Source organism: Arthrobacter sp. KBS0703, assembly GCF_002008315.2.
GTDB lineage: Bacteria > Actinomycetota > Actinomycetes > Actinomycetales > Micrococcaceae > Arthrobacter.
Window position 1 is genome coordinate 3273713 of the sequence record NZ_MVDG02000001.1, and the last position, 20182, is coordinate 3293894.

26 protein-coding genes and 1 pseudogene are annotated in these 20182 nt (G+C 68.5%); 21 read left to right on the forward strand and 6 right to left on the reverse strand.

Translation table 11 applies throughout. The annotated features are described in order from the left end of the window. The first annotated feature begins 3 nt into the window (after nt 1–3). Nucleotides 4–1485, forward strand: a complete 1482-nt coding sequence (locus B1A87_RS15150) for a PLP-dependent aminotransferase family protein (RefSeq protein WP_078029896.1) — start codon at nt 4–6, stop codon at nt 1483–1485. A 104-nt stretch (nt 1486–1589) separates the two neighbouring features. On the opposite strand, the gene B1A87_RS15155 is transcribed toward B1A87_RS15150, so the two are convergent. Then, complete coding sequence (locus tag B1A87_RS15155; protein ID WP_078029895.1) at nt 1590–2105, reverse strand: DUF4188 domain-containing protein; 516 nt, start codon at nt 2103–2105, stop codon at nt 1590–1592. 97 nt (nt 2106–2202) lie between these two features. Between B1A87_RS15155 and B1A87_RS15160 the strand changes: the two genes are divergently transcribed. Then, the gene (locus tag B1A87_RS15160) at nt 2203–2778 is read left to right on the forward strand and encodes a TetR/AcrR family transcriptional regulator (protein ID WP_260680877.1); all 576 of its coding nucleotides are present in this window, start codon (nt 2203–2205) and stop codon (nt 2776–2778) included. Nucleotides 2779–2924: 146 nt separating this feature from the next. Here the strand turns inward: B1A87_RS15160 and B1A87_RS15165 are convergent, their stop codons facing one another. Both B1A87_RS15165 and B1A87_RS15170 read right to left on the reverse strand, forming a co-directional pair. Continuing rightward, nucleotides 2925–3617, reverse strand: a complete 693-nt coding sequence (locus tag B1A87_RS15165) for an SRPBCC domain-containing protein (RefSeq protein ID WP_078029894.1) — start codon at nt 3615–3617, stop codon at nt 2925–2927. Then, nucleotides 3610–4284 (reverse strand): annotated as a pseudogene (locus B1A87_RS15170) (ArsR/SmtB family transcription factor). The gene B1A87_RS15165 and the pseudogene B1A87_RS15170 overlap by 8 nt, the downstream one beginning before the upstream one ends. Nucleotides 4285–4440: 156 nt before the next feature. Between B1A87_RS15170 and B1A87_RS15175 the strand changes: the two are divergent. After that, complete coding sequence (locus tag B1A87_RS15175; RefSeq protein WP_078029892.1) at nt 4441–5421, forward strand: RluA family pseudouridine synthase; 981 nt, start codon at nt 4441–4443, stop codon at nt 5419–5421. Between the two features lie 25 nt (nt 5422–5446). Here B1A87_RS15175 and B1A87_RS15180 read toward each other — a convergent pair whose 3' ends face one another. Beyond that, complete coding sequence (locus B1A87_RS15180) at nt 5447–6022, reverse strand: O-acetyl-ADP-ribose deacetylase (RefSeq protein WP_078029891.1); 576 nt, start codon at nt 6020–6022, stop codon at nt 5447–5449. A 78-nt stretch (nt 6023–6100) separates the two neighbouring features. Between B1A87_RS15180 and B1A87_RS15185 the strand changes: the two genes are divergently transcribed. Then, a complete protein-coding gene (locus B1A87_RS15185; protein WP_078029994.1) occupies nt 6101–6730 on the forward strand; it encodes a DedA family protein in 630 nt (209 codons plus the stop codon). A gap of 25 nt (nt 6731–6755) precedes the next feature. Here B1A87_RS15185 and B1A87_RS15190 read toward each other — a convergent pair whose 3' ends face one another. Further along, entirely contained in the window at nt 6756–7061 is a 306-nt protein-coding gene (locus B1A87_RS15190) for a hypothetical protein (protein ID WP_078029890.1), read from the reverse strand. 216 nt (nt 7062–7277) lie between these two features. Here B1A87_RS15190 and B1A87_RS15195 point away from each other — a divergent pair, with 216 nt between their 5' ends. The 13 genes from B1A87_RS15195 (at nt 7278) to B1A87_RS15240 (ending at nt 16230) form a co-directional block, all read left to right on the forward strand. After that, nucleotides 7278–7607 carry a hydrogenase maturation nickel metallochaperone HypA gene (locus B1A87_RS15195; protein WP_078029889.1) on the forward strand — a complete coding sequence of 110 codons (330 nt, stop codon included), beginning with the start codon at nt 7278–7280 and terminating at the stop codon, nt 7605–7607. Nucleotides 7608–7610: 3 nt separating this feature from the next. Further along, nucleotides 7611–8525 (forward strand): hydrogenase nickel incorporation protein HypB, encoded by a 915-nt coding sequence (hypB, locus tag B1A87_RS15200; RefSeq protein ID WP_078029888.1) that lies wholly within the window; start codon nt 7611–7613, stop codon nt 8523–8525. A gap of 31 nt (nt 8526–8556) precedes the next feature. After that, the gene (locus tag B1A87_RS15205; protein WP_078029887.1) at nt 8557–9615 is read left to right on the forward strand and encodes a hydrogenase expression protein HypE; all 1059 of its coding nucleotides are present in this window, start codon (nt 8557–8559) and stop codon (nt 9613–9615) included. 45 nt (nt 9616–9660) lie between these two features. After that, nucleotides 9661–11454, forward strand: coding sequence for a nickel-dependent hydrogenase large subunit (locus tag B1A87_RS15210; protein WP_078029886.1), 1794 nt, complete (start codon nt 9661–9663; stop codon nt 11452–11454). Nucleotides 11455–11460: 6 nt separating this feature from the next. Beyond that, nucleotides 11461–11874, forward strand: a complete 414-nt coding sequence (locus B1A87_RS23320; RefSeq protein ID WP_221937588.1) for a NifU family protein — start codon at nt 11461–11463, stop codon at nt 11872–11874. Next, entirely contained in the window at nt 11844–12443 is a 600-nt protein-coding gene (locus tag B1A87_RS23325) for a hypothetical protein (protein WP_221937589.1), read from the forward strand. Before B1A87_RS23320 ends, B1A87_RS23325 begins: the two co-directional genes overlap by 31 nt. After that, a complete protein-coding gene (locus B1A87_RS15220) occupies nt 12440–13123 on the forward strand; it encodes a DUF5947 family protein (RefSeq protein WP_078029884.1) in 684 nt (227 codons plus the stop codon). The genes B1A87_RS23325 and B1A87_RS15220 overlap by 4 nt, the downstream gene beginning before the upstream one ends. Continuing rightward, nucleotides 13120–13776, forward strand: a complete 657-nt coding sequence (locus B1A87_RS15225) for a DUF6084 family protein (protein ID WP_078029883.1) — start codon at nt 13120–13122, stop codon at nt 13774–13776. The genes B1A87_RS15220 and B1A87_RS15225 overlap by 4 nt, the downstream gene beginning before the upstream one ends. After that, complete coding sequence (locus B1A87_RS24070) at nt 13773–14183, forward strand: hypothetical protein (protein WP_260680878.1); 411 nt, start codon at nt 13773–13775, stop codon at nt 14181–14183. Before B1A87_RS15225 ends, B1A87_RS24070 begins: the two co-directional genes overlap by 4 nt. Further along, nucleotides 14144–15274: a hypothetical protein gene (locus tag B1A87_RS15230; RefSeq protein ID WP_260680879.1), complete on the forward strand. Its 1131-nt coding sequence runs from the start codon at nt 14144–14146 to the stop codon at nt 15272–15274. Before B1A87_RS24070 ends, B1A87_RS15230 begins: the two co-directional genes overlap by 40 nt. After that, on the forward strand, nt 15271–15390 hold the full coding sequence (locus B1A87_RS25080) for a DUF6893 family small protein (protein ID WP_395940255.1): 120 nt from the start codon (nt 15271–15273) through the stop codon (nt 15388–15390). The genes B1A87_RS15230 and B1A87_RS25080 overlap by 4 nt, the downstream gene beginning before the upstream one ends. 86 nt (nt 15391–15476) lie before the next feature. Beyond that, nucleotides 15477–15935 (forward strand): hydrogenase maturation protease, encoded by a 459-nt coding sequence (locus B1A87_RS24075; protein WP_260680880.1) that lies wholly within the window; start codon nt 15477–15479, stop codon nt 15933–15935. A gap of 13 nt (nt 15936–15948) precedes the next feature. Next, a complete protein-coding gene (locus B1A87_RS15240; RefSeq protein WP_078029880.1) occupies nt 15949–16230 on the forward strand; it encodes a HypC/HybG/HupF family hydrogenase formation chaperone in 282 nt (93 codons plus the stop codon). Between the two features lie 30 nt (nt 16231–16260). On the opposite strand, the gene B1A87_RS15245 is transcribed toward B1A87_RS15240, so the two are convergent. Beyond that, nucleotides 16261–17034, reverse strand: a complete 774-nt coding sequence (locus B1A87_RS15245; RefSeq protein ID WP_078029879.1) for a DUF6390 family protein — start codon at nt 17032–17034, stop codon at nt 16261–16263. Between the two features lie 141 nt (nt 17035–17175). On the opposite strand from B1A87_RS15245, the gene B1A87_RS15250 reads away from it, so the two are divergent. Genes B1A87_RS15250 through B1A87_RS15260 form a run of 4 tightly spaced genes read left to right on the forward strand, consistent with a single transcriptional unit; the run spans nt 17176 to nt 20181 of the window. Next, nucleotides 17176–18327: an ABC transporter substrate-binding protein gene (locus B1A87_RS15250; RefSeq protein WP_078029878.1), complete on the forward strand. Its 1152-nt coding sequence runs from the start codon at nt 17176–17178 to the stop codon at nt 18325–18327. Between the two features lie 31 nt (nt 18328–18358). Then, nucleotides 18359–19201 (forward strand): iron ABC transporter permease, encoded by an 843-nt coding sequence (locus B1A87_RS15255; RefSeq protein WP_260680881.1) that lies wholly within the window; start codon nt 18359–18361, stop codon nt 19199–19201. Further along, on the forward strand, nt 19155–19427 hold the full coding sequence (locus B1A87_RS24080) for an iron chelate uptake ABC transporter family permease subunit (protein ID WP_260680882.1): 273 nt from the start codon (nt 19155–19157) through the stop codon (nt 19425–19427). Before B1A87_RS15255 ends, B1A87_RS24080 begins: the two co-directional genes overlap by 47 nt. Then, on the forward strand, nt 19420–20181 hold the full coding sequence (locus B1A87_RS15260) for an ABC transporter ATP-binding protein (RefSeq protein WP_078029876.1): 762 nt from the start codon (nt 19420–19422) through the stop codon (nt 20179–20181). The genes B1A87_RS24080 and B1A87_RS15260 overlap by 8 nt, the downstream gene beginning before the upstream one ends. The last annotated feature ends 1 nt before the right edge of the window (nt 20182 follow it).

Here is a 20182-nt window from a genome sequence, read left to right on the forward strand (position 1 = left end):
CTGATGTCCGGTTCCCTCACCCCCACCGCCCTCGCACGGCTCCTAGGCCAGTGGCACCTCGGCGCCGGGCCCGCCTACCGTGAGCTGGCCGACGTCGTCCGGCTTCTTGTCCTGGACGGGCGCATCCCGCTGGGCACCGCGCTCCCCAGCGAGCGGACCCTGTCCGCCACGCTCGCCGTCAGCCGCACCACCGTCACGGCGGCCTACGCCTCCCTGCGGGACCAGGGTTTCCTGAGCAGCGGCCAGGGAACCCGGGGCCGCACGTGCCTGCCCCGCTCAGCGGCGCAGTCCCCGGGGAAACAGGCGGACGGGGCAGGGCTGTCCGGCGCGCCTGGACTCGCGGTTCCTGACGGCGTCATCGACCTCGCCTACGCTTCCCTCCCCGCCAGCGGCGAAGCCGTCCACCGGGCCTTTGCCGCCGCCCTGACGGAACTACCCGCCCTGTTGCCCGGATTCGGCTACGACGCCCTCGGAGTTCCCGCCCTCCGCGAAGCCATTGCCGGGAGGTACACGGCCATCGGGGTCCCCACGTCTGCCGCGCAGATCCTGGTGACGTCGGGCGCCCAGCACGCGCTGAACATCGTGCTGCGCACCCTCGTCGCCCGGCAGGACCGCGTGCTGGTGGAGCACCCCACGTACCCGAACGCGCTCGATGCCATCCGGGCGGCCGGCGGAAGGATGGTTCCGGTGGCCCTGCCGCCTGCGCCCGAGGCCGGCTGGGACATCGCCGCCACGGAGGCGGCCCTGATGCAGCAGCGGCCCAAGATGGCCTACATGGTGCCCGACTTCCACAACCCCACGGGCCGCCTGATGCCCGATTCCCAGCGCCGCCGGCTGGTCCGGGCCGCCGCAGCGGCCGGCACCGTCCTGGTGGCGGACGAAACCCTCCGCGAACTGAACCTCGACGGCGGCACCGCGGCGCCGCTGGCCTCCTTCAGTCCGGCGGTGGTGTCCATCGGATCGCTCAGCAAGTCCCACTGGGCCGGCATGCGCACGGGCTGGATCCGCGCTTCGGAAGGCATGATCCAGCGCTTCGCCGCCGTCCGCACCACCATGGATCTCGGCGGGCCCGTGGTGGAGCAGCTCGCGGCCGCGCACCTGGTGCGCAACCTGACGGAGCCGCTGCCCGGGCGGCTGGCCGCGCTCCGGGAGAGTCGCTCGGCACTGCTGGAACTGCTGCACGGCCATTTGCCGCAGTGGCAGCCGGAACGCCCCGACGGCGGCCTTGCCGTCTGGTGCCGGCTCCCCGCTCCCAGCAGCACGGCACTGGCCGTCATCGCTCCGGAGCTTGGCATCCGCCTCGCCGCAGGCCCGCGCTTCGGAGTGGGCGGCGTCTTTGAAAACCATCTCCGCATCCCCTTCACGCTGCCGCCGGACCAGCTCGAGACGGCCGTCCTGGCGCTGCGCTCGGCCCAGGACAGGCTGGACGCGGCCCCGCAGCTGCGCCGGACACTCCGGGACTCCCCCGCCGTGGCCATCGCCTGACGCCCGGGGAGGCACAAATTGCCTGGCGACGCGGAAAATGCCCGGGGACACCGGAATTCCATGGTCCCCAGGCATTTTGCGCGTCGCGGGGCCGATTGCGCGTCTTAGCCCTTCCCGGACGGACTGCCCGCGACACGCCCCGCCGGCCGGCCCATGCGCTGCTTCGCCGTGTTGCTGCCGGCACCGACCGGCACATGCGTCGTAGCCTTGGCCAGGCCAAAGAGCGGCATCCCGTTGTAGATGACCTCGATCCCGGCGGCGGGCACCTGGTACGTTTCATGCCACACGCCGACATCACCGGTTCCGGCAACCTCCTTCATGAAGCGGCGCCAGGGTTCCAGATGCGGGGACTCCCTGTCCGCCGCAAATTTGCGCAGGTGCTCGGGGCTTTCCCAGTAGCTGAGCAGCATGGTGGTACGCCCGAACCACTGCTCGCATCCCAGCATGCCGGACGCCGGATCGCCCGCCAGGTGCCGGAGCATCCTGGGCATGGCGGCAGCCACCTTGGCGACGGTGGCGGCCTTCCACCACCGGTTCGCACGCATGCCGATCAGGAATACGGTCACCGACTCGCGCTCCGGGTCGGCGGTGTAGCGGCCCGGGAATACCTGTTGTGCCATGGCTGCTCCTTGTGTGGTCCTCATGTTCAGCGTGGTCGCCACATGTCCTGCGTTTCATAACGCCGTTACGAAACAAGGTTATGAAACAATGGACACCATGGCAAGACCCGTGGTGCACAACGATTCACTCAGACAGGAACTCCTGGCCGCCACGGCGGACCTCGTAGACAGGGAAGGGCCGGCGCGTGTCACGCTGCGCGATGTCGCGTCCGCCGCGCAGACGTCCACCAGCGCCGTCTATTCGCTGTTCGGCGGAAAGTCCCAGCTGCTGACTGCGGTGGTGGACGACGGATTCCGGTCGTTCCGCGACTCACAGGTGGCCGCGGCGCCCGGCGGCCTGCCCGCCCTCGGCGTGGCCTACCGGACCTGGGCGCTGGAGCATCAGGCCCTCTACCGGCTGATGTTCGGCGGCGCGCTGGCGGCGTACGTCGAGTGCCAGCCCAGCCCCGACGCCGCCGCAGACGCCATGGCCCCGCTGATTGAGTCCGTCGCTTCTGCCCAGGCGGCCGGCACCTTACGGCCAGCGCACGTGGACGTGATCGCCTCGGCCATCTGGGGACAGGTTCACGGCCTCGTGAGCCTGGAGTTGGCCCAGGTCGGGCCGCCCCACACCGACTGGGCAGCGGTCTACGCCTCGGCGCTGGATGCCGTCGCCCGCGGCTGGGCCGCCTGACACGCCCGCCGGCATCCCCCGACACTCAACCTGCGCGGCGACACGCAAACGGCCCGGCGACACCGGAATTCGGGTGTCGCCGGGCCATTTGCGCCTCCCGCGGCAACAGGCGCGTCGCGCCCGGGTCGCGCTCCGGTGCTGAGTGGCTACGCGTAGACCCGTTCGAGGAACCGGCCCCAGGCCGAGGCCGTGGCCGCGGAGTCGCCGGCACCGCCGAAGTCGTGCGCGGTCATGCCCACGGGGGCGCCGAAGGAGTTGCGGCCAAAGAACCGGTACAGCGCCTCCCCGGTGCGCAGGCCCAGGAAGTGCTCATTGGCGAAGTCCACTTCCCCCGAAAGCCGCCCCACGCCGTCGAGCTCCACGTCGACGGCGTCACCGGCGGACGCGCCTTCCACCCCCAGCGCCTTCTTCAGCCGCGCAAAGCCGTCCGGGGACTGGGACGACGCCGGCGCCTGCACGTCCGTGAAGACCACCGGCCTGCCGTCGAAGTGCTTGAGGTACTGGCCCAGGGTGTGAAGGTAGAACTCGGTGTGCTTGCTGGCGCCGTCGTACTGCTCATCCCAGTTGTCCACGAAGATGCCGCTGTGGACGTAGTGGAGTTTGGCGCGGCCGCCGTCGAGCGGTTCCAGCACGTGCTCCAACTGGTTGAACCAGCCGTCAGGCCCGTCCATCCTGGTCACGAGACGGCTGGGGTATTCGTCCACCGTCCGGACGGCGGGCCATTGGTCCGTAGGGAACATCCACGCCGGGGTGTCCTTGGTAACGGCTTCCCAGACGCGCTCGGGGGTGCCGGGCAATTCGGCGTCGTACACGATCTCGAATTCGCGGTTGTCAGTCATTGTCCTGCTCCTTAGCTGATACTGGCTTTGTTGTTGACGTTGGGGCGGGTTTGGGCGTCGGGTGAAGGGCGACGACGAGCCGGTGCCCGCGGCCGCGCCTGTCTCTTATACACATCTAGATGTGTATAAGAGACAGCCACCGCGCCGATGCTCAGCCCGGTTTGTCCACGAGGCGGGTGACGGCGACACCCAGCTCCTCGGCGAAAGCGGCGCGGTCCGCGGCGGAGCGGAAGGTGATCTCGCCGTCGATCGCGAAGGTGGCGAGTTTCTGGCGGGCGGCCGCGGCACCGGTGATGAGCTTGCCCACCTCCTGGACCATCCGGCCTGCCAGCGCCAGCAGCCAGAAGGCCGAGAACCGGTCCGAAAACCGGTGCGGATCCGGCGCCACGGAGGCAAGCGCCGCGGGTGAGATCAGGTACGAGGCCGCCGTCGCCTGCACCACGCGTTCGGTGACGTTTCCCTTGCGGCGCTCCTCGACCAGCTCCACTAGCCCGTGCCGCTCCAGGGCCTTGAGGTGGTAGTTCACCTTCTGCCGCGGCAGGCCCACCCTCCCCGCAAGCTGCGTGGCGGACCAGGGTTCGGCCAGCTCGTGGAGAATCCAGGTGCGGATCGGGTCCAGGGAAGCCTCCGCGGCCGCGGGGTCCTCGATCACTTCGATGTCCAACATGCTTCCACTGTGCCTACCGACAATTTTATTTGTCAAGAACTTTTTTACCGTCGGTGGCCGTTTCGACGGTTCCCTGCCGGTTCGACGTCGGGCTGCATCTAGGGCGCAGGGAACCGTCGAAACGGCGGGAGGAGGCGCCGGTAGAATGGACCGGTGATGCAATCCCCCCTTCCCGTGCGCGACGGCGTGAACGCCACCCGCCTGCGGCTGCCGGACGAGGGGCCCTGGACCACCGCAATGGACTACATGATGCACCGCTGGGGGCACATCGACCCGCAGGGCATCGAGGACCGGTTCGACGCCGGCGAGATCGTGGGCGAGGGCGGCATCCCGCTGGACCGGCGCACCCGGCTCGAGGACCACACCTTCATCTGGTACTACCGCACCCTCCCGCCGGAGACGCGGCTGCCCGTGGAGCTGAACATCCTGCACCAGGACGATCACATCCTCGTGGTGGACAAGCCACACTTCCTCCCCACCACGCCCGGCGGAACGTACATCCAGGAATCGGCGCTGGTCCGGCTCCGGAACCAGCTCAACCTCCCTGATCTCATCCCGATGCACCGGCTGGACCGCATGACTGCCGGCATCCTGCTGCTCTCCACCAACCCGGAAACCCGCGGCAACTACCAGGTGCTGTTCGAGAAACGCCAGGTGCAGAAGGAATACGAGTGCGTCGCCGCCGCCGAGCCGGCTGCCGGGCATCCCGCCGTCGACTTCCCCGTGGTGGTCCGGAACCGGATGACCAAGTCCCGCAGCTACCTGCTCGCCGAGGTGATCGACGGCGAGCCCAATGCGGAGACCCGCATCGACCTGATCAGGACGTTCGACGCCGGGACTTCCGAAGGCGGCCCGCCAGCCTCGGGTTCTTCCGACGGCGGCCCGCCCGCCTCCGTTTCGCGCGCGCTGTACCGCCTCGAGCCGCACTCCGGGAAGACGCACCAGCTCCGGGTGCACATGGCCTCGCTGGGCCTGGGCATTTTGCACGACGCGTTTTACCCGGACCTGCTGGACAAGGCCCCGGACGACTACACCAAGCCGCTCCAGCTGCTGGCCCGCGGCATCCGATTTGTCGACCCCATCACCAGGAAGCCGGTGGAGTACCGCAGCCGGCTTGAGCTGAGCGAAGTCCGCTGACAGCGGCAGTTCCGCCCACGCCGGGTTAGCTCCGGCCGCCGCCCGCCTCAGCGGGACCAGCTGCGGACGGACCAGCACCGCCGCTAAGGACGTCGCGGAAAATCGCCGCCACCTCGGCGCTGAACAGGACGAACTCCACCAGCACCACGCCGGGCTCAATCGAGCGGCCCGCATACCCGCGGACGGCCTCGAGCGCCACCTGCGCCACCCGGCGGGCATCCCAGCCATAGACGCCGGCACCGACCGCGGGGAAGGCGACAGACCGCGCGCCGAGGCCCTCGGCAATCCGCAGGCTCTCGGTGAAGCAGGACGCCAGCAGCGCGGGGTTTGTCTGGCCGACGTGACGGTTGGGCCCGACCGTGTGAATCACCCAGGTGGCCGGCAGCCGGAATCCCGGAGTGGCCACGGCCGCCCCGACCGCCAGGCCGTTCTGCAGCTCGCCGGAGCGCAGCAGCCGGCATGCCTCGAGCAGCTCCGCCCCTGCCGCCCGGTGAATGGCGCCGTCCACACCGCCGCCGCCCATGAGTGACGAATTTGCCGCGTTCACGATCGCATCCACGGGCCGCGCGGTGATGTCACCCTGAACAATCTCGATCCTCATGCTGCCAGTGTGGCACCGCGGCCCGTCCCGGCGAAGGACTGCGCAGCGTGGGGGCGCCAAGTGCGATACGTTGTGCGAATGGACTTCGGCAACGCGGACACCTGGGGAGCCGCGATCTACTTCTGGATCATTCCGGCGGTTCTCGGGGATGCCATTTTTCCGCCCATCCCGTCGGAGATGGTCCTGATCACCGGCGGGGCGCTATCCGCGGAGGGCCGGGCCAACCTGTTCCTGATCGGCAGCCTGTCCGCGGCGGCTTCGTGGCTCGGCGACGTCATAGTGTTCCAGCTGTTCAAACGCCGCCTCAGCCATGTCCTGGACCATTGGCCGTGGGGCCGAAAAGTCCACCGCGGCATCCACGAAGCCATCGCCAAGGCTGGACGTTCCTCCACCTACGGCGCCATCATCGGGGCCCGGTTCATTCCCGGCGGCCGGCTTGCCACGTCCGCGGCGGCCGGCATCGCCGATGTTTCCACCCGCGGCTTCAGTCTGTGCGCGGGACTGGGCGGGGTGCTCTGGGCGACCTGGCTGGTGGGCCTCGGCTATTTCACCGGCTCCGCGACCCGCCTGCCGTTCTGGGCGAGCTCACTGATCGGCCTGGGCGTGGGCCTGGTGATCGGGGCCCTGGTGGGCGTGATCGCCACGCGTCGGCGCGGCAGCCGGTCCCCCGTGGACGAACCGGACGGGCCGGCCGGCCCGCTCCCCTGAGCAGGACAACCGGCTCACGGGTCAGTCAGACGGGCGCCCAGCGGCCGCGGTTCCGGCGGAGCACGGAAAGCGAGCCGGTCACCGCAACGCGTTCGACGGCGTCGCGCATCATCGCTGCCGACTCCCGGGCCTGGCTGTTCTCACCGCTGTATTCGGTGGCTTCCACGAGGAAACGCAGGTTCAGTTGGGGCACGCCGCCCGCCAGTTCCAGCTGGTTGGATTCCACGTGGTGGCGGGTGCCCAGGGCCTCCACGGCGGCCGCCATCACGGCTTCGGGAGGGTTGCCCGGCTTGAGCCCGGTGATCTTGAGTCTGGTCTGGAACGACGGCATCCTCCAACCTTAACGTCTGCCAAAACGTCTGCGCGACCGGGCGGTTGAGGCCCCGGGATCAGGCTTCCAAGGGCCTCAGCTGTCCGTTGGCGGAGGGTGCCTGGAAGGGCGCTGACGGGATGACTTCGCCTACTCGCGGCAGGACGGGACCGTGTCAGTTTTGGATGGTTGCGCTTTATCCGGGGCGAGCCTATCTTGGCAGGAAGGAGTGCCGCCATGCATGAACTTTCCATCACGCAGGGCCTTGTGGACGCCGTTCTGGACCGTACAGGCGAACGGACGGTGACCGCGGTCAACCTGCGCGTCGGCACCCTCTCCGGCGTACTCCCGGATGCCATGCGGTTTTGTTTCGACGTGGTCTCTGCGGGAACCCCCCTGGCGGGCGCGCGGCTGTGGATCGACGAGCCCCGAGGGCTGGCCCGGTGCCGCACTTGCCAAGGCGAATTCGAGTTGCCAGACCTGATCCTGCTTTGCCCCTGCGGAAGTGCGGACGTCGAAATTCTCCACGGCCGCGAACTCATGCTGATGTCGGTGGAGGTGGCGTAGAAGATGTGTACAACGTGCGGCTGCGGCGACGAAGCGAACACCCGGGTCTCAAGCCTCGAGGGAACAGGGCACACACCGGAGCATGAGCAGCTGCGCCTCCACGTCAATGACCCCGGCCACCCGCACCCGCACCCGCACGATCACGAGCACAGCCACCCGCATGATCACGATCACGGTCCGGATCACGGTCCGGGTCATCACCACCCGTCCCCGAACACGGAAACCATCTCGCTGGAACAGAATCTGCTGGCCAAGAACGACCTGCTGGCGGCAAGGAACCGTGGCTGGCTGGAAGGCCGTGGCATCCGGGCCTTCAACGTGATGAGTTCGCCCGGCGCCGGCAAGACCACCCTCCTGGTCCGCACGTTGGCGGATCTGGGCGAGAGCCTCCGCGCCGGCGTCATAGAGGGGGACCAGGAGACGTCCCTGGACGCGGACCGCATCCGCGCGGTGGGCCGGCCGGTCATCCAGATCAACACCGGCGCCGGCTGCCATCTCGACGCCGACATGCTCCGGCGCGGGCTCGACGCCCTGGACCCCGGGCCGGGCTCCACAGTCTTCATTGAAAACGTGGGCAACCTGGTCTGCCCCGCATTGTTTGACCTTGGCGAGACAGCCAAGGTGGTAATCGTCTCCGTGACGGAAGGTGATGACAAACCGCAGAAATACCCGCACATGTTCATGGCAGCCGACCTGGTGATCATCAACAAGTCGGATCTGCTCCCGTATGTCGATTTCGACGTCGACGCGTGCCTGCGCCGCATCCGGCAGGTCAACCCGCGGGCCGAATTCCTGACAGTTTCGGCCGCTACAGGCGAAGGTCTCCGCGCCTGGTATGACTGGCTCGGCGGCACCACATCCCGGTCAGGCATTTCCCGGTCAGACTCCTTGACTGATTCGCTGACAGACGCTCACTGAGCCCCTCCCGGGGCCACCGAAAGAGGCACCGATGCCTACTGAAACATCCCTCAAGGCCGAAGAAGCCCTCATCCACGTGCTGTGGATCAACGCCGGACTCAGTTGCGACGGCGATTCGGTCGCCCTGACGGCCGCCACACAGCCCAGCGTCGAGGAGATAGCCCTCGGTGCACTGCCCGGCTTGCCCCGGATTGCCATGCACTGGCCCCTGATCGATTTCGAGTGCGGGCCCCAGGAAGGGGCCGATGACTTCCTCGAGTGGTTCCGCAAGGCGGACCGCGGGGAGCTGGAGCCGTTTGTCCTCGTGGTCGAGGGCTCCATTCCGAACGAAAAACTTCACGAGCCGGGCGGATACTGGTGCGGGTTCGGCAACGACCTCGAGACCGGCCAGCCCATCACTACGAGCGAATGGCTGGACCGCCTGGCGCCGAAAGCCACGGCGATCATCGCCGCCGGCACCTGCGCAACGTACGGCGGCATCCACGCCATGGCGGGAAACCCCACCGGGGCGATGGGAGTTCCGGACTACCTCGGGTACGGCTGGAAGTCCAAGGCGGGCATCCCCATTGTGTGCGTCCCCGGCTGCCCCATCCAGCCGGACAACCTCTCCGAGACCATGACCTACCTGCTTTACCAGGCCACCGGCCAGGCCCCGATGATCCCGCTGGACGACAACCTGCGGCCCACCTGGCTGTTCGGCAAGACCGTCCATGAAGGCTGCGACCGGGCGGGCTACTACGAGCAGGGCGATTTCGCCACGGAGTACGGCTCCCCCAAGTGCATCGTCAAGCTCGGCTGCTGGGGCCCTGTGGTCAAGTGCAACGTGCCCAAGCGCGGCTGGATGAACGGCATTGGCGGCTGCCCGAACGTCGGCGGGATCTGCATCGGCTGCACCATGCCGGGCTTCCCGGACAAGTTCATGCCGTTCATGGACGAGCCGCCCGGCGGCAAGCTTTCCACCAGCACCATCCGCCCCTACGGATCTGCCATCAGGGCCCTCCGGGGCATCACCACCCACACCCTGGACCAGGAGCCCAAGTGGCGCCGGCCCGGGCGCGAGCTCCTCACCGGCGCCCAGCGCACCTGGTAACCACCCCACTTCCAGACAGGCGAACTTCCAGACAGGCGAAGCACAATGACCTCCACGATTCCAATGAATTCCGGGAGCGGAACGGGCAACAACAACCTGGTGGAGATGAACTGGGACCCCATCACGAGGATCGTCGGCAGCCTCGGCATCTACACCAAGATCGATTTCGAGAACAACCAGGTGGTGGAGTGCAAGAGCACCTCCTCGATCTTCCGCGGCTATTCCATCTTCATGAAAGGCAAGGACCCGCGGGACGCCCACTTCATCACCAGCCGCATCTGCGGAATCTGCGGAGACAACCACGCCACGTGTTCCTGCTACACGCAGAACATGGCCTACGGAGTGAAGCCGCCGAACCTGGGCGAATGGATTGTGAACCTCGGCGAAGCGGCCGAGTACATGTTCGACCACAACATCTTCCAGGAAAACCTCGTCGGCGTGGACTACTGCGAAAAGATGGTGTCGGAGACCAACCCCGGCGTCCTGGCGAAGGCGGAAAACACCCGGGCTCCCCGTGAAGGCGAGCACGGCTACCGGACCATCGCGGACATCATGCGGTCGCTGAACCCGTTCACCGGGGAGTTCTACCGGGAGGCACTCCAGGTCAGCCGGGCCACACGCGAGATGTTCTGCCTGATGGAGGGCCGCCACGTGCACCCGTCCACGCTGTACCCGGGCGGCGTGGGCACGGTTGCCACCATCCAGCTGATGACCGACTACATCACCCGCCTCATGCGGTACGTCGAGTTCATGAAGAAGGTCGTTCCCATGCACGACGACCTGTTCGACTTCTTCTACGAAGCCCTGCCGGGCTACGAACAGGTGGGCCTGCGCCGCACGCTGCTGGGGTGCTGGGGCTCGCTCCAGGACCCGGACTACTGCAACTTCGAGTACAAGGACATGACCGAGTGGGGCCGGAAGATGTTCGTCACGCCAGGCGTCGTGGTGGACGGGAAACTCGTCACCACTGATCTGGTGCGGATCAACCTGGGCATCCGGATCATGCTCGGTTCGTCGTACTACGAGGACTGGGAAGACCAGGAAATGTTCGTCACCCATGATCCGCTGGGCAACCCCGTGGACCGCCGCCACCCCTGGAACCAGCACACGAACCCCAGGCCGCAGAAGCGGGACCTTTCGGAGAAGTACAGCTGGGTCATGTCCCCGCGCTGGTTCGACGGCCAGGACAACCTGGCGCTGGACACCGGCGGCGGCCCGCTGGCCCGGCTCTGGGCCACGGCGCTCGCCGGCCTCGTGGACATCGGCTACATCAAGGCCACCGGCAGGAGCGTCCAGATCAACCTGCCCAAGACGGCGCTGAAGGGGCCGGTGTCCTTCGAATGGAACATCCCGCAGTGGAGCAACACCCTGGAACGCAACCGGGCCCGCACGTACTTCCAGGCCTACGCGGCCGCGGCTGCGCTGCACTTCGCGGAAAAGGCACTGGAGGAAATCCGTGCCGGCCGCACCAAGACCTGGGAAACCTTTGAGGTCCCCGATGAGGCGATCGGCTGCGGCTTCACGGAAGCCGTTCGCGGCGTCCTCTCCCACCACATGGTGATCCGCGACGGCAAGATCGCCAACTACCACCCCTATCCGCCGACCCCCTGGAACGCGAGCCCCACGGATTCATCCGGCACCGCCGGACCGTACGAGGACGCCGTGCAGGGGCAGCCAATCTTCGAGGAGAATGACCGCGAGCACTTCAAGGGCATCGACATCATGCGCACCGTCCGCAGCTTTGACCCCTGCCTCCCCTGCGGTGTCCACATGTATCTAGGCAACGGCCAGACGCTGGAGAAGCTGCACTCCCCCACCCAGACGCTCACCGGCGAGTAACAGGCAATGGCAGGCGGTGACCGGCCGCTGCAGACCGGCGACCGGATCGGCACTCTCCTCGACGCCCTCGGGGCCGGCGGGGCGGTGGCCCGCGGCCGGGCCGAGGACCTAGTCCGGCAGGTGACCGACCTCTACGGGGCCGGCCTGCAGCGGATCCTGGAAATCCTCGACGACCAAGGCAAGCTCGACGACGCGACGCTGGCGGCGCTGACCGCCGACGACCTCGTGTCCGGCCTGCTGGTGGTCCATGGCCTGCACCCGCTATCCGTGGAGGCGCGCGTCGCCGGGGCCCTGGACAGCGTCCGGCCCTACCTGGGATCGCACGGCGGCAACGTCGACCTGCTGGGCATCAGCGCGGAGGGCGTGGTCCGGCTGAGGCTGCTCGGCACGTGCCAGGGCCTGTCTCTTATACACATCTAGATGTGTATAAGAGACAGGCGATTGAATCCGCGGCACCGGAGGTGACCGCGATTGAAGTGGTCGAAGAGGAAAAGCCGGCCGCCACTCCGGCACTAATTCCGGTGGACGCACTGCTGGTCCGGGTCAACCGCCCGGCGGAGGGCGCGCCCGCGGACGCCTGGCATGAAATGAACGGCGGTACGTGGGAGGCGGTGCCGGAGATCGCCGGGCTCGAGCCCGGCGACGTGGCCGGCTTCCTGATCGCCGGCTACGCGGTGCTCGCATGCCGGACCGGGCAGGACGTCTACGCCTACAGGGACTATTGCCCGCGCTGCACCGGCTCCATGGCGGGCGCCACGCTGCAGCGGGCCCTCGCGGCGCCGACGGGCGGCGGCCTGCTGCGCTGCCCCACCTGCCGCGGACACTTCGACGTACGGCAGGCGGGTTCCTGCCTTGAAGACAGGAGCCTGCACCTGGATCCGCTGCCCCTCCTGGTCCGCGGCGGCGTCATGTCCGTGGCCGTGCCCTTGCCGCAGGAGAAGGCGGCTGACGTGAACGGGGTGGATGCCATGAACAGGGCGCTGACATGAACACAGCCCCCGGGGCCGGCGGCCTGCCCGTGGCATTGCTCCGCAGGATCGCCACCAGCCGGCCGGCGCCCGTGGCCGGCGAGCGCTGCGAGATGTGCGGCGAACCCATCGCAGAGCAGCACCAGCACGTGGTGGACCTGGAGAGCCACGCCATGATGTGCACGTGCCGACCCTGCTACCTCCTCTTCACCGACAGCGCCGCCCACCTCCGGTACCGTGCTGTGCCGGACAGGTACGTCTCCTTTCCGGACTTTGAACTTGGCCCGGGCCAGTGGGATGAGCTGGAGATTCCGGTCGGCCTGGCCTTCTTCTTCCGCAGTTCCAAGCTTGACCGGACAGTCGCGTTCTACCCCGGCCCCGCCGGCGCGACGGAATCCGAGCTGCCCCTGGAGGCCTGGGGCGCCGTGCTGGCCCGCAATCCCTCCCTGGGAATGGCAGCCCCGGACACCGAGGCGCTGCTGATCCGAGGCCCGGGGCCGGACAGGCCCCAGGCCGATTGCCACCTCGTCCCCGTGGACGCCTGCTACGAACTCGTGGGGCAGCTGCGCCGCCGCTGGCGCGGGTTCGACGGCGGGCAGGAGGCCCGCGAGCAGCTCGCCGCGTTCTTCGACCGCGTCAGCAGCCGCAGCAAGCCGGCGCCCGGGACCAACCGCGGTTTCCTGGCGGGGGGCCCGCCGTGACCGAGCTGACCTTCGGCGTCGTGGACATCCAGCCGGAGCCCTACGCCGCGGCCCCGCAGCTAACCGCACGGCTGCGGCTCACCGAGGCCACTGGAGCCGTGGTCCATGCCATCGCCCTGCGCTGCCAGGTCCGCATTCTGCCCCAGCGCCGCGGCTACGAGCCCGAGGAGGAGGACGGGCTCCTGGATCTCTTCGGTGATCGCGGCCGCTGGCCGACCACCCTCAAGTCATTTCTCTGGATGCAGTGCAGCACCATGGTGCAGGGGTTCACCGGGAGCACCGAGGTGGACCTGCCGCTGCCCTGCACGTTTGACTTCGACGTGGCAGCGGCCAAGTACCTGCATGCCCTGCGCGGCGGCGAGATCCCCCTGGAACTGCTGTTCTCCGGAACCGTCTTCACCAAGGGCGCGGCCGGATTCGGCGTGGAGCAGGTGCCGTGGGACCTCGAAGCCTCCTACCGGCTTCCCGTGGCGGCCTGGCACCGGCTGATGGACCAGTATTTCCCCAACGCCGGCTGGATCCGGCTGGACCGCGACGTCCTGGCGGCCCTGTCGCATTACAAGTCGGCGCGGGGCCTGACGTCCTGGGAGGCCGCGGTGGAAGCCCTGCTGGCCAAGGCAGCCGCCGGCGTGAGCGGAGACCCGCTCCGATGAACATGAGCCTGAGCCTCGCCCGCGCGGTGGCGGATGCCGTCCTCTACGAGGGCTACCTGCTGTACCCGTACCGCGCGTCGTCGCAGAAGAACCAGGCCCGCTGGCAGTTTGGCATCCTCGGTCCGCCCGGCGCCGCCGAGGCCGGCGCCGGGGAGGAACCGCACATGTTCGCCGACTGCCTGCTGGCCCCGGGTCCGCAGGCAGAGCTGGAAGTCCATCTGCGCTTCCTGCAGCTGCAGTCGCGCGTCGCTGAAGAAGCGGACGACGGCGGCGGGTTCAGGCCGGTGGATGAGCTCGCCGTCGGTGCCGCGCGCTGGCTGAGCTGGGACGAGGCCGTCGAACAGGAAGTCAGCCTGGGACCTTTTCCGTGGCCCGGCTCCAGGAGGCAGGACTGGTCCTGCCGGTGACCGTTCCCGCGGGCCGGGACGTCGAGGAGCTCGCCGGCAGCGTCGGCCAGGCTGCCGGCCGGCTGGTGCGCCGCCGTCGTGCCCTGCACGGGGAAGTCAGGCTGGAGGCCACCGCCATGACGGACGGGCTCCTGCGGCTGAGGGTAGCGGCGGCGAACACCGCGGCGGCACTTGCCGCGGCCGGCGGCAGGCAGGACGCCATCGCCGCGTCCTTCATCGGCGCGCACCTGCTCCTGAGCCTGCGGGACGGGGACTTCGTGTCGCTGCTTGAACCGCCAGACGCGGCGCGGGCCGCCGCGCGGTCCTGTTCCCAGCACCGCTGCTGGCCGGTTCTGGCCGGGCCCGAGGGGCAGACGGACGTGCTGCTGGTCTCGCCCATCATTCTTTACGACCACCCCGCGGTGGCCCCGGAAAGTTCCGTGGCACTGTACGACTCGACGGAAATCGACGAGATCCTCACCCTGCGCGTGCTGACGCTGACCGACGAGGAGAAGACTGAGGCACGGGCCACGGATCCGCGCGCGGCGGCGATCATCGACCGCTGCGAAGCGATGTCGCCGGAAGAGCTCCAGCAGCTTCACGGGATCCTGCGCAATCCCCGCGCCTTGGCCGACCCGCCGGGGCTCACCTGGCCGACGGCCGTCGCCTCCGACGGTGCCGCTACCGAGGACCAGGCTACAGGGGGCCAAGCTCCAGGGGGCGGCGCGTCCGGGACTTCACCCGGCGGCAGCATCGAGGACCGGCCCTGGTGGGATCCGGAGGCGGATGCCAGCGTTCGGCCGGACGAGGACGCCGTCGTGATCAACGGGGTCCCGGTGGCCCGCGGCAGCCGCGTGCGCGTGAATCCCAGCCGGCGGGCTGATGCGCAGGACCTGTTTTTTGCCGGTCAGACCGGACGCGTCACGAGCGTCCATTTCGACGTCGACGGCAGCACCCATGTGGGCCTGGTGCTCGAGAAGGACCCGGCCGCGGACCTCCATGAGGGCTACGGCCGCTCGTTCTACTATGCGCCCGAAGAACTGGAACCGCTCGAACCGCTGCGGCCAGGAAGCGGTCCCGGGACCCGGGAGGGAAAGGAAAAGCCGCAATGAAAACAATAGGAATGGCGACCGTAACGGTGATGGCGGCGATGGCACTCTGGGCTGTCTATACGGGGATCCGTGCAGTTCCGGACATCCAGCGCTACCTGAAAATAAGGCAGATGTGACCTCGGGCGGCAGGTCCCGCACAGCTCCTTCCGGGCCACGGTCCGCGGAATCCCCGGAGAGGGCGGCCCGCGTCCTCGTGGCAGGCGTGGGGAACATATTTCTGCGGGACGACGGGTTCGGCCCGGAAGTCGCCCGGCGGCTGGCCGCCGAGACCCCGGCGATGCGGGACGTCCGGTTCGTGGACTACGGCATCCGCGGCATGCATCTGGCCTACGATCTCCTCGGCGGGGTGGATGTCCTGGTGCTTGTGGACGCGGTGCCGCCGGACGCAGCCGGGGTAACGGCACCCGGAAGTATCCGGGTGCTGCGGGTCCGGCCAGAGGATCTTGGCCGCGGAGCGTCCCTGGATCCCCACGGCATGGATCCCGTGGCAGTGCTGGGCCGCCTCCGCTCGCTGGGCGGTGAACTGCCCCTCACGTACGTCGTGGGCTGCGTGCCTGCCGACGTGGCCGAAGGCATCGGCCTCTCTGACGCGGTCACGGCCGCCGTCCCCGAGGCGATCGCCGTCGTCGGCTCACTCCTGGACCAACACACCACCACTTAAGGCGGTACCGGCTATGTGCCTCGGAATACCCGGCCAGGTCATCGAGCTCGTCGAGGGCTACGGCGACCAGCTCGCACTCGTCGATGTGGCCGGGGTGCCCCGGAGAATCAACATCGGCCTGCTGGACGAAGGCCCGCTCGAACCCGGCAGCTGGGTTCTCATCCACATGGGTTTCGCCCTGGAACGGGTTGACGCGGCAGGCGCGGAACGCGCAATGGGCGGCCTGGAACTGATGGGCCGGGCAAGGGAACCAGAAGGCGAGGCCGGCGAGGACCGGCGGTTAGGACCGGCATAGACGGCCGGTTCGTTCAGCCTCCGAGCCGGTTCAGCGCCCGAGCGCGATTGCCGCGCCGCGGTGTTCAACGCCGCTGTTGGCAATCTTGAGGTGGCGCGCCGTGAAGAGCTTCAGCTGCTGCAGCTGGTGCGGTGTCAGGCGGTCGCACACCCAGTCCCAGTGGAGGGACACGACGTCGCCCACGGCCAGGTCCGCCACGAATCCTGTTCCGTTCACGGCGTACTTGGCGGATTCCGCCACAGGTTCGCCCGCCGCCAGCGCCGTGCCGTCCCACACGAGCGGCCGGGACAGCACCACGGCCTCGTCGCCGGTGATCGTCAGCACCTGGCCCCACCTGATCCGGCACCGGTCCAGCACGTTCAACGCCGTGGCATGCCGGCGCTCGTCCCGGAGCAGGCCCAGCCACGGATAGATCTCGAAGACGTGGAAACTGTGGTGCGGGACTCCGCCGGCCAGTACCCCCTCCACCAGATGCCGGAACTGCCGCCCGGTGCGGGCCCGGAACCGGTCCTCCATGGAGTTGCCGATGTTGGTGATACCCACGGAGTCCAGCAGGCTGTTGCCCACCCAGTACGCTTCGACCACCCGCGCATCAAGGGGATCGGATATGCCGTGCGAGCCGGCGATGAGTTCCAGGTACGGCCACGCTCCGGCGAAGCCTTTGGCCAGCTCGCGGAGCCCCTGGTCCGTGACGCCGGACTGGCCGTAGTGCAGCAGGGCATCACTGTCCGGAGGCCCGCAACTCCCGCGGGAATTCGGCGGGTAAGCGTAGCGGACAAACAACTGGGCACCATCGATAACCATCACGTGGCCACCTTCTGCAAGCGTCCTCTGAAAGTAGCACCGGGGTCTGCCAGCGACAAGGCCCGGACCCCCGGATGAAAGCGTTGACAGCCCTGCCCTTCAAGCGGATGCTGTGAAGACCGACGCGCAGGAGGTCAGACTATGGGAGTCGCCGATCTTAACCGACGCACTGCCCTCCAAGTGCTGGTGGCCGGCGGCTCCGCAGCCTTCCTCGCCGGATGCGGCGCATCCGGCTCCGCACCGCCGTCGTCCCCTTCCGGCAGCAGCGGCGGTTCAGGCGCGGACAGCATCAGCATCACGGACCAGCGCGGCAAGACAGTGACGTTCTCCCGGCCGGTCACGCGGGTGGTGACCATCCCCATGCCGGCGGCGTCGCTGCTGGTCGCCGTCGACCGGACCGCGGACCATCTCGCCGCCATGCACAATGTGTCGTGGGTGGCGATGCGCGACGGCATCATGGGCACCATGTTTCCCAAGGCGCTGAGCGTCCCGCATGAGATAGCCACCCAGGACTTCACCGCGAACGTCGAGAGCGTGCGCGCCCTGAACCCCGACGTCGTGATCCAGTGGTCGGACGAGCAGCTCGTTGAACCCCTGGAAAAGGCAGGCCTCCAGGTGGTCGGGCTGAAAAACACGGGCCGGCAGGAGGATGTGGACGTCTGGGTGGCCATGTTCGCGGCCATGCTCGGCAAACCCGAGCGGGCCACGGAGATCAAAACGCGGAGTGACCAGGAACTGGCGGCGATCAAGGCCCAGGCGGCCGGCCGCGGCGCCGAAGGCCCCAGCATCCTCTACTTCAACCGCTTCACGGAAGGCCTCAAGGTTGCCGCGGCGAACAGCTATAACGACTTCTACATCAAGCTGGTGGGCGGCACCAACCCCGCCACTGGCAAGGATCCGCTGCCGGGGTCAGGCATGGTGGGGCTGGACGTGGAACAGGTCCTGAGCTGGGACCCGGAGATCATCCTGCTGGGCAATTTCGACTCCGCCCTGCCGCAGGACATCTACTCGGATCCCGTGTGGCGGAACGTGTCCGCCGTCCGTTCGCACCGCGTCTACAAGGTGCCCCTGGGCGGCTACCGCTGGGATCCGCCCGGGCAGGAGTCCCCGCTGATGTGGCACTGGCTCGCCGACATCGCCTTCCCGCAGCAGCAGTCACCCCTGCGCGGCAAGGCCGCCGAGTACTTCCAGTTCCTCTACGACCACGAGCTCACGGCGGCGGAACTGGACAAGATTCTCTGGACCGCGGCCAACGGCGGCTCCGCCCACTATCAGCAATTCAATGCTGGATGAAGCCAGGTCCCCGCGTCTGAAAAACCGCCGAGTGCGTGCCGGGCGGAATGCCTCCGTCCCGCGCCCGCGCGACCGGCGGAGCGAACCGGCAATCTTCGCCCCCATCGCCCTCACGGCCGCTTTGCTGATTGCGGTGGGGCTGCTGGCGCTGGCTGTGGGCCGGTACAGCGTGCCGCTCTGGCATGTGGTCCAGATCCTCACAGCCCAGCTCGTCCCGGTCCCCGTCGAAGCCAGCGGCACCGAACAAAACGTGGTGCTGCTGGTCCGCCTGCCCCGGATCCTGCTCGCCCTGCTGGTGGGCGGCGGCCTGGCAATCGGCGGCGCCGCCCTGCAGGCCATCTTCCGCAATCCGCTGGTCAGTCCGGACATCATCGGGGTCTCCGCGGGGGCGTCCTTCGGAGGTGCGCTGGCCCTGCTGCTCGGCCTGGGCTCGGTCCTCCTGGTGGCGGGCTCGTTTGTGTTTGGCCTGGTGGCCCTCGGCACGCTGTTCCTGATCACCTCGGGCCGCGCGGGGACGCCCATGCTGATGATCGTCCTCGGCGGCGTGGTGACGGGTTCCTTCTTCTCAGCCCTCGTCGCCCTGGTCACGTACATCGCGGACCCCAACACCACGCTGCCGGCCATCGTCTTCTGGCTGCTCGGCAGCGTATCCTCAGCCACGTTCACCAAGGTGATGGTCGCGCTCGTCCCGATCCTCGGCGGCGCCGTGGTCCTGGTGGCCCTGCGCTGGCGGATCAATGTGCTTTCCCTGGGTGACGACGACGCCGCCGCCCTCGGCGTGCGGCCCCCCGCTGCGCTGGGCGGTGCTCGTCGCGGTGGCGCTGATCGTGGCGGCGCGGTCGCCTGTCTCTTATACACATCTAGATGTGTATAAGAGACAGGTGCCGCACCTGGCCCGGATGTGGGTGGGGCCGGACCACCGGGTGCTGCTGCCGGTGTCCTTCCTGCTCGGCGGGGCATACATCGTGCTCGTGGACACGGTGGCCCGCACCGCGACCGCCGGCGAGATCCCGCTGGGCGTGCTCACCGCCCTGATCGGCGCCCCGGTTTTCTTCGTGCTGCTGCGGCGGAACCGGGAGAGGATCTGGGAAAATGCTTGAGCTCGACGGGGTGGGGTTCGGCTACAGCCTGAAGAACTGGGTTTTCCGCGGCGTCAGCTTCCGTGTTCCACCGGGCAGCGCCACGGCAGTGCTGGGGCCCAACGGCAGCGGCAAGACCACGCTGGTGCGCTGCGCCGCCGGGCTGCTGGCACCCGCGGAAGGGACGGTCCGGCGGACCGACAACGCCGGCTACGTGCCGCAGGCCCATGGCAGCGCGTTCGCCTACCGCGCGCTGGATATGGTCCTGATGGGCCGGGCACGGCAGGTGGGTGTCTTCCGGACGCCGGGATCGGCGGACCGCGCCGCTGCCGCCGAGGCCATGGACAGGGCGGGCGCCACCAGCCTGGGCGACCGGCTGTTCCCGACGCTGAGCGGCGGTGAACAGCAGCTGATCCTGATCGCCCGGGCCATCGTGGCCGGCTCGCCCCTCCTGGTGCTGGACGAGCCTGCCACGGGCCTTGACCTGAAAAACCAGGTGCGCGTCCTGACGCTCCTGCGCGAACTGATGGCGGACGGAATGGCCCTGCTGCTGAGCACCCACCAGCCCGACCATGCCCTGCACCTCGCGGACCGGGTGGTCCTGCTGGGGCGGAACGGCGCACGGACCGGACCGGCCGCGGACCTGCTCACGGACACTGAGCTTTCCGCCCTCTACGGCGTTCCGGTCAGCACGGTTTCCTATTCCGACGACGGCACGCGCCGCCGGACCATCGTGGTGCACTACGGAGACGCCGGCACCCGGCACGCCGGTTGAG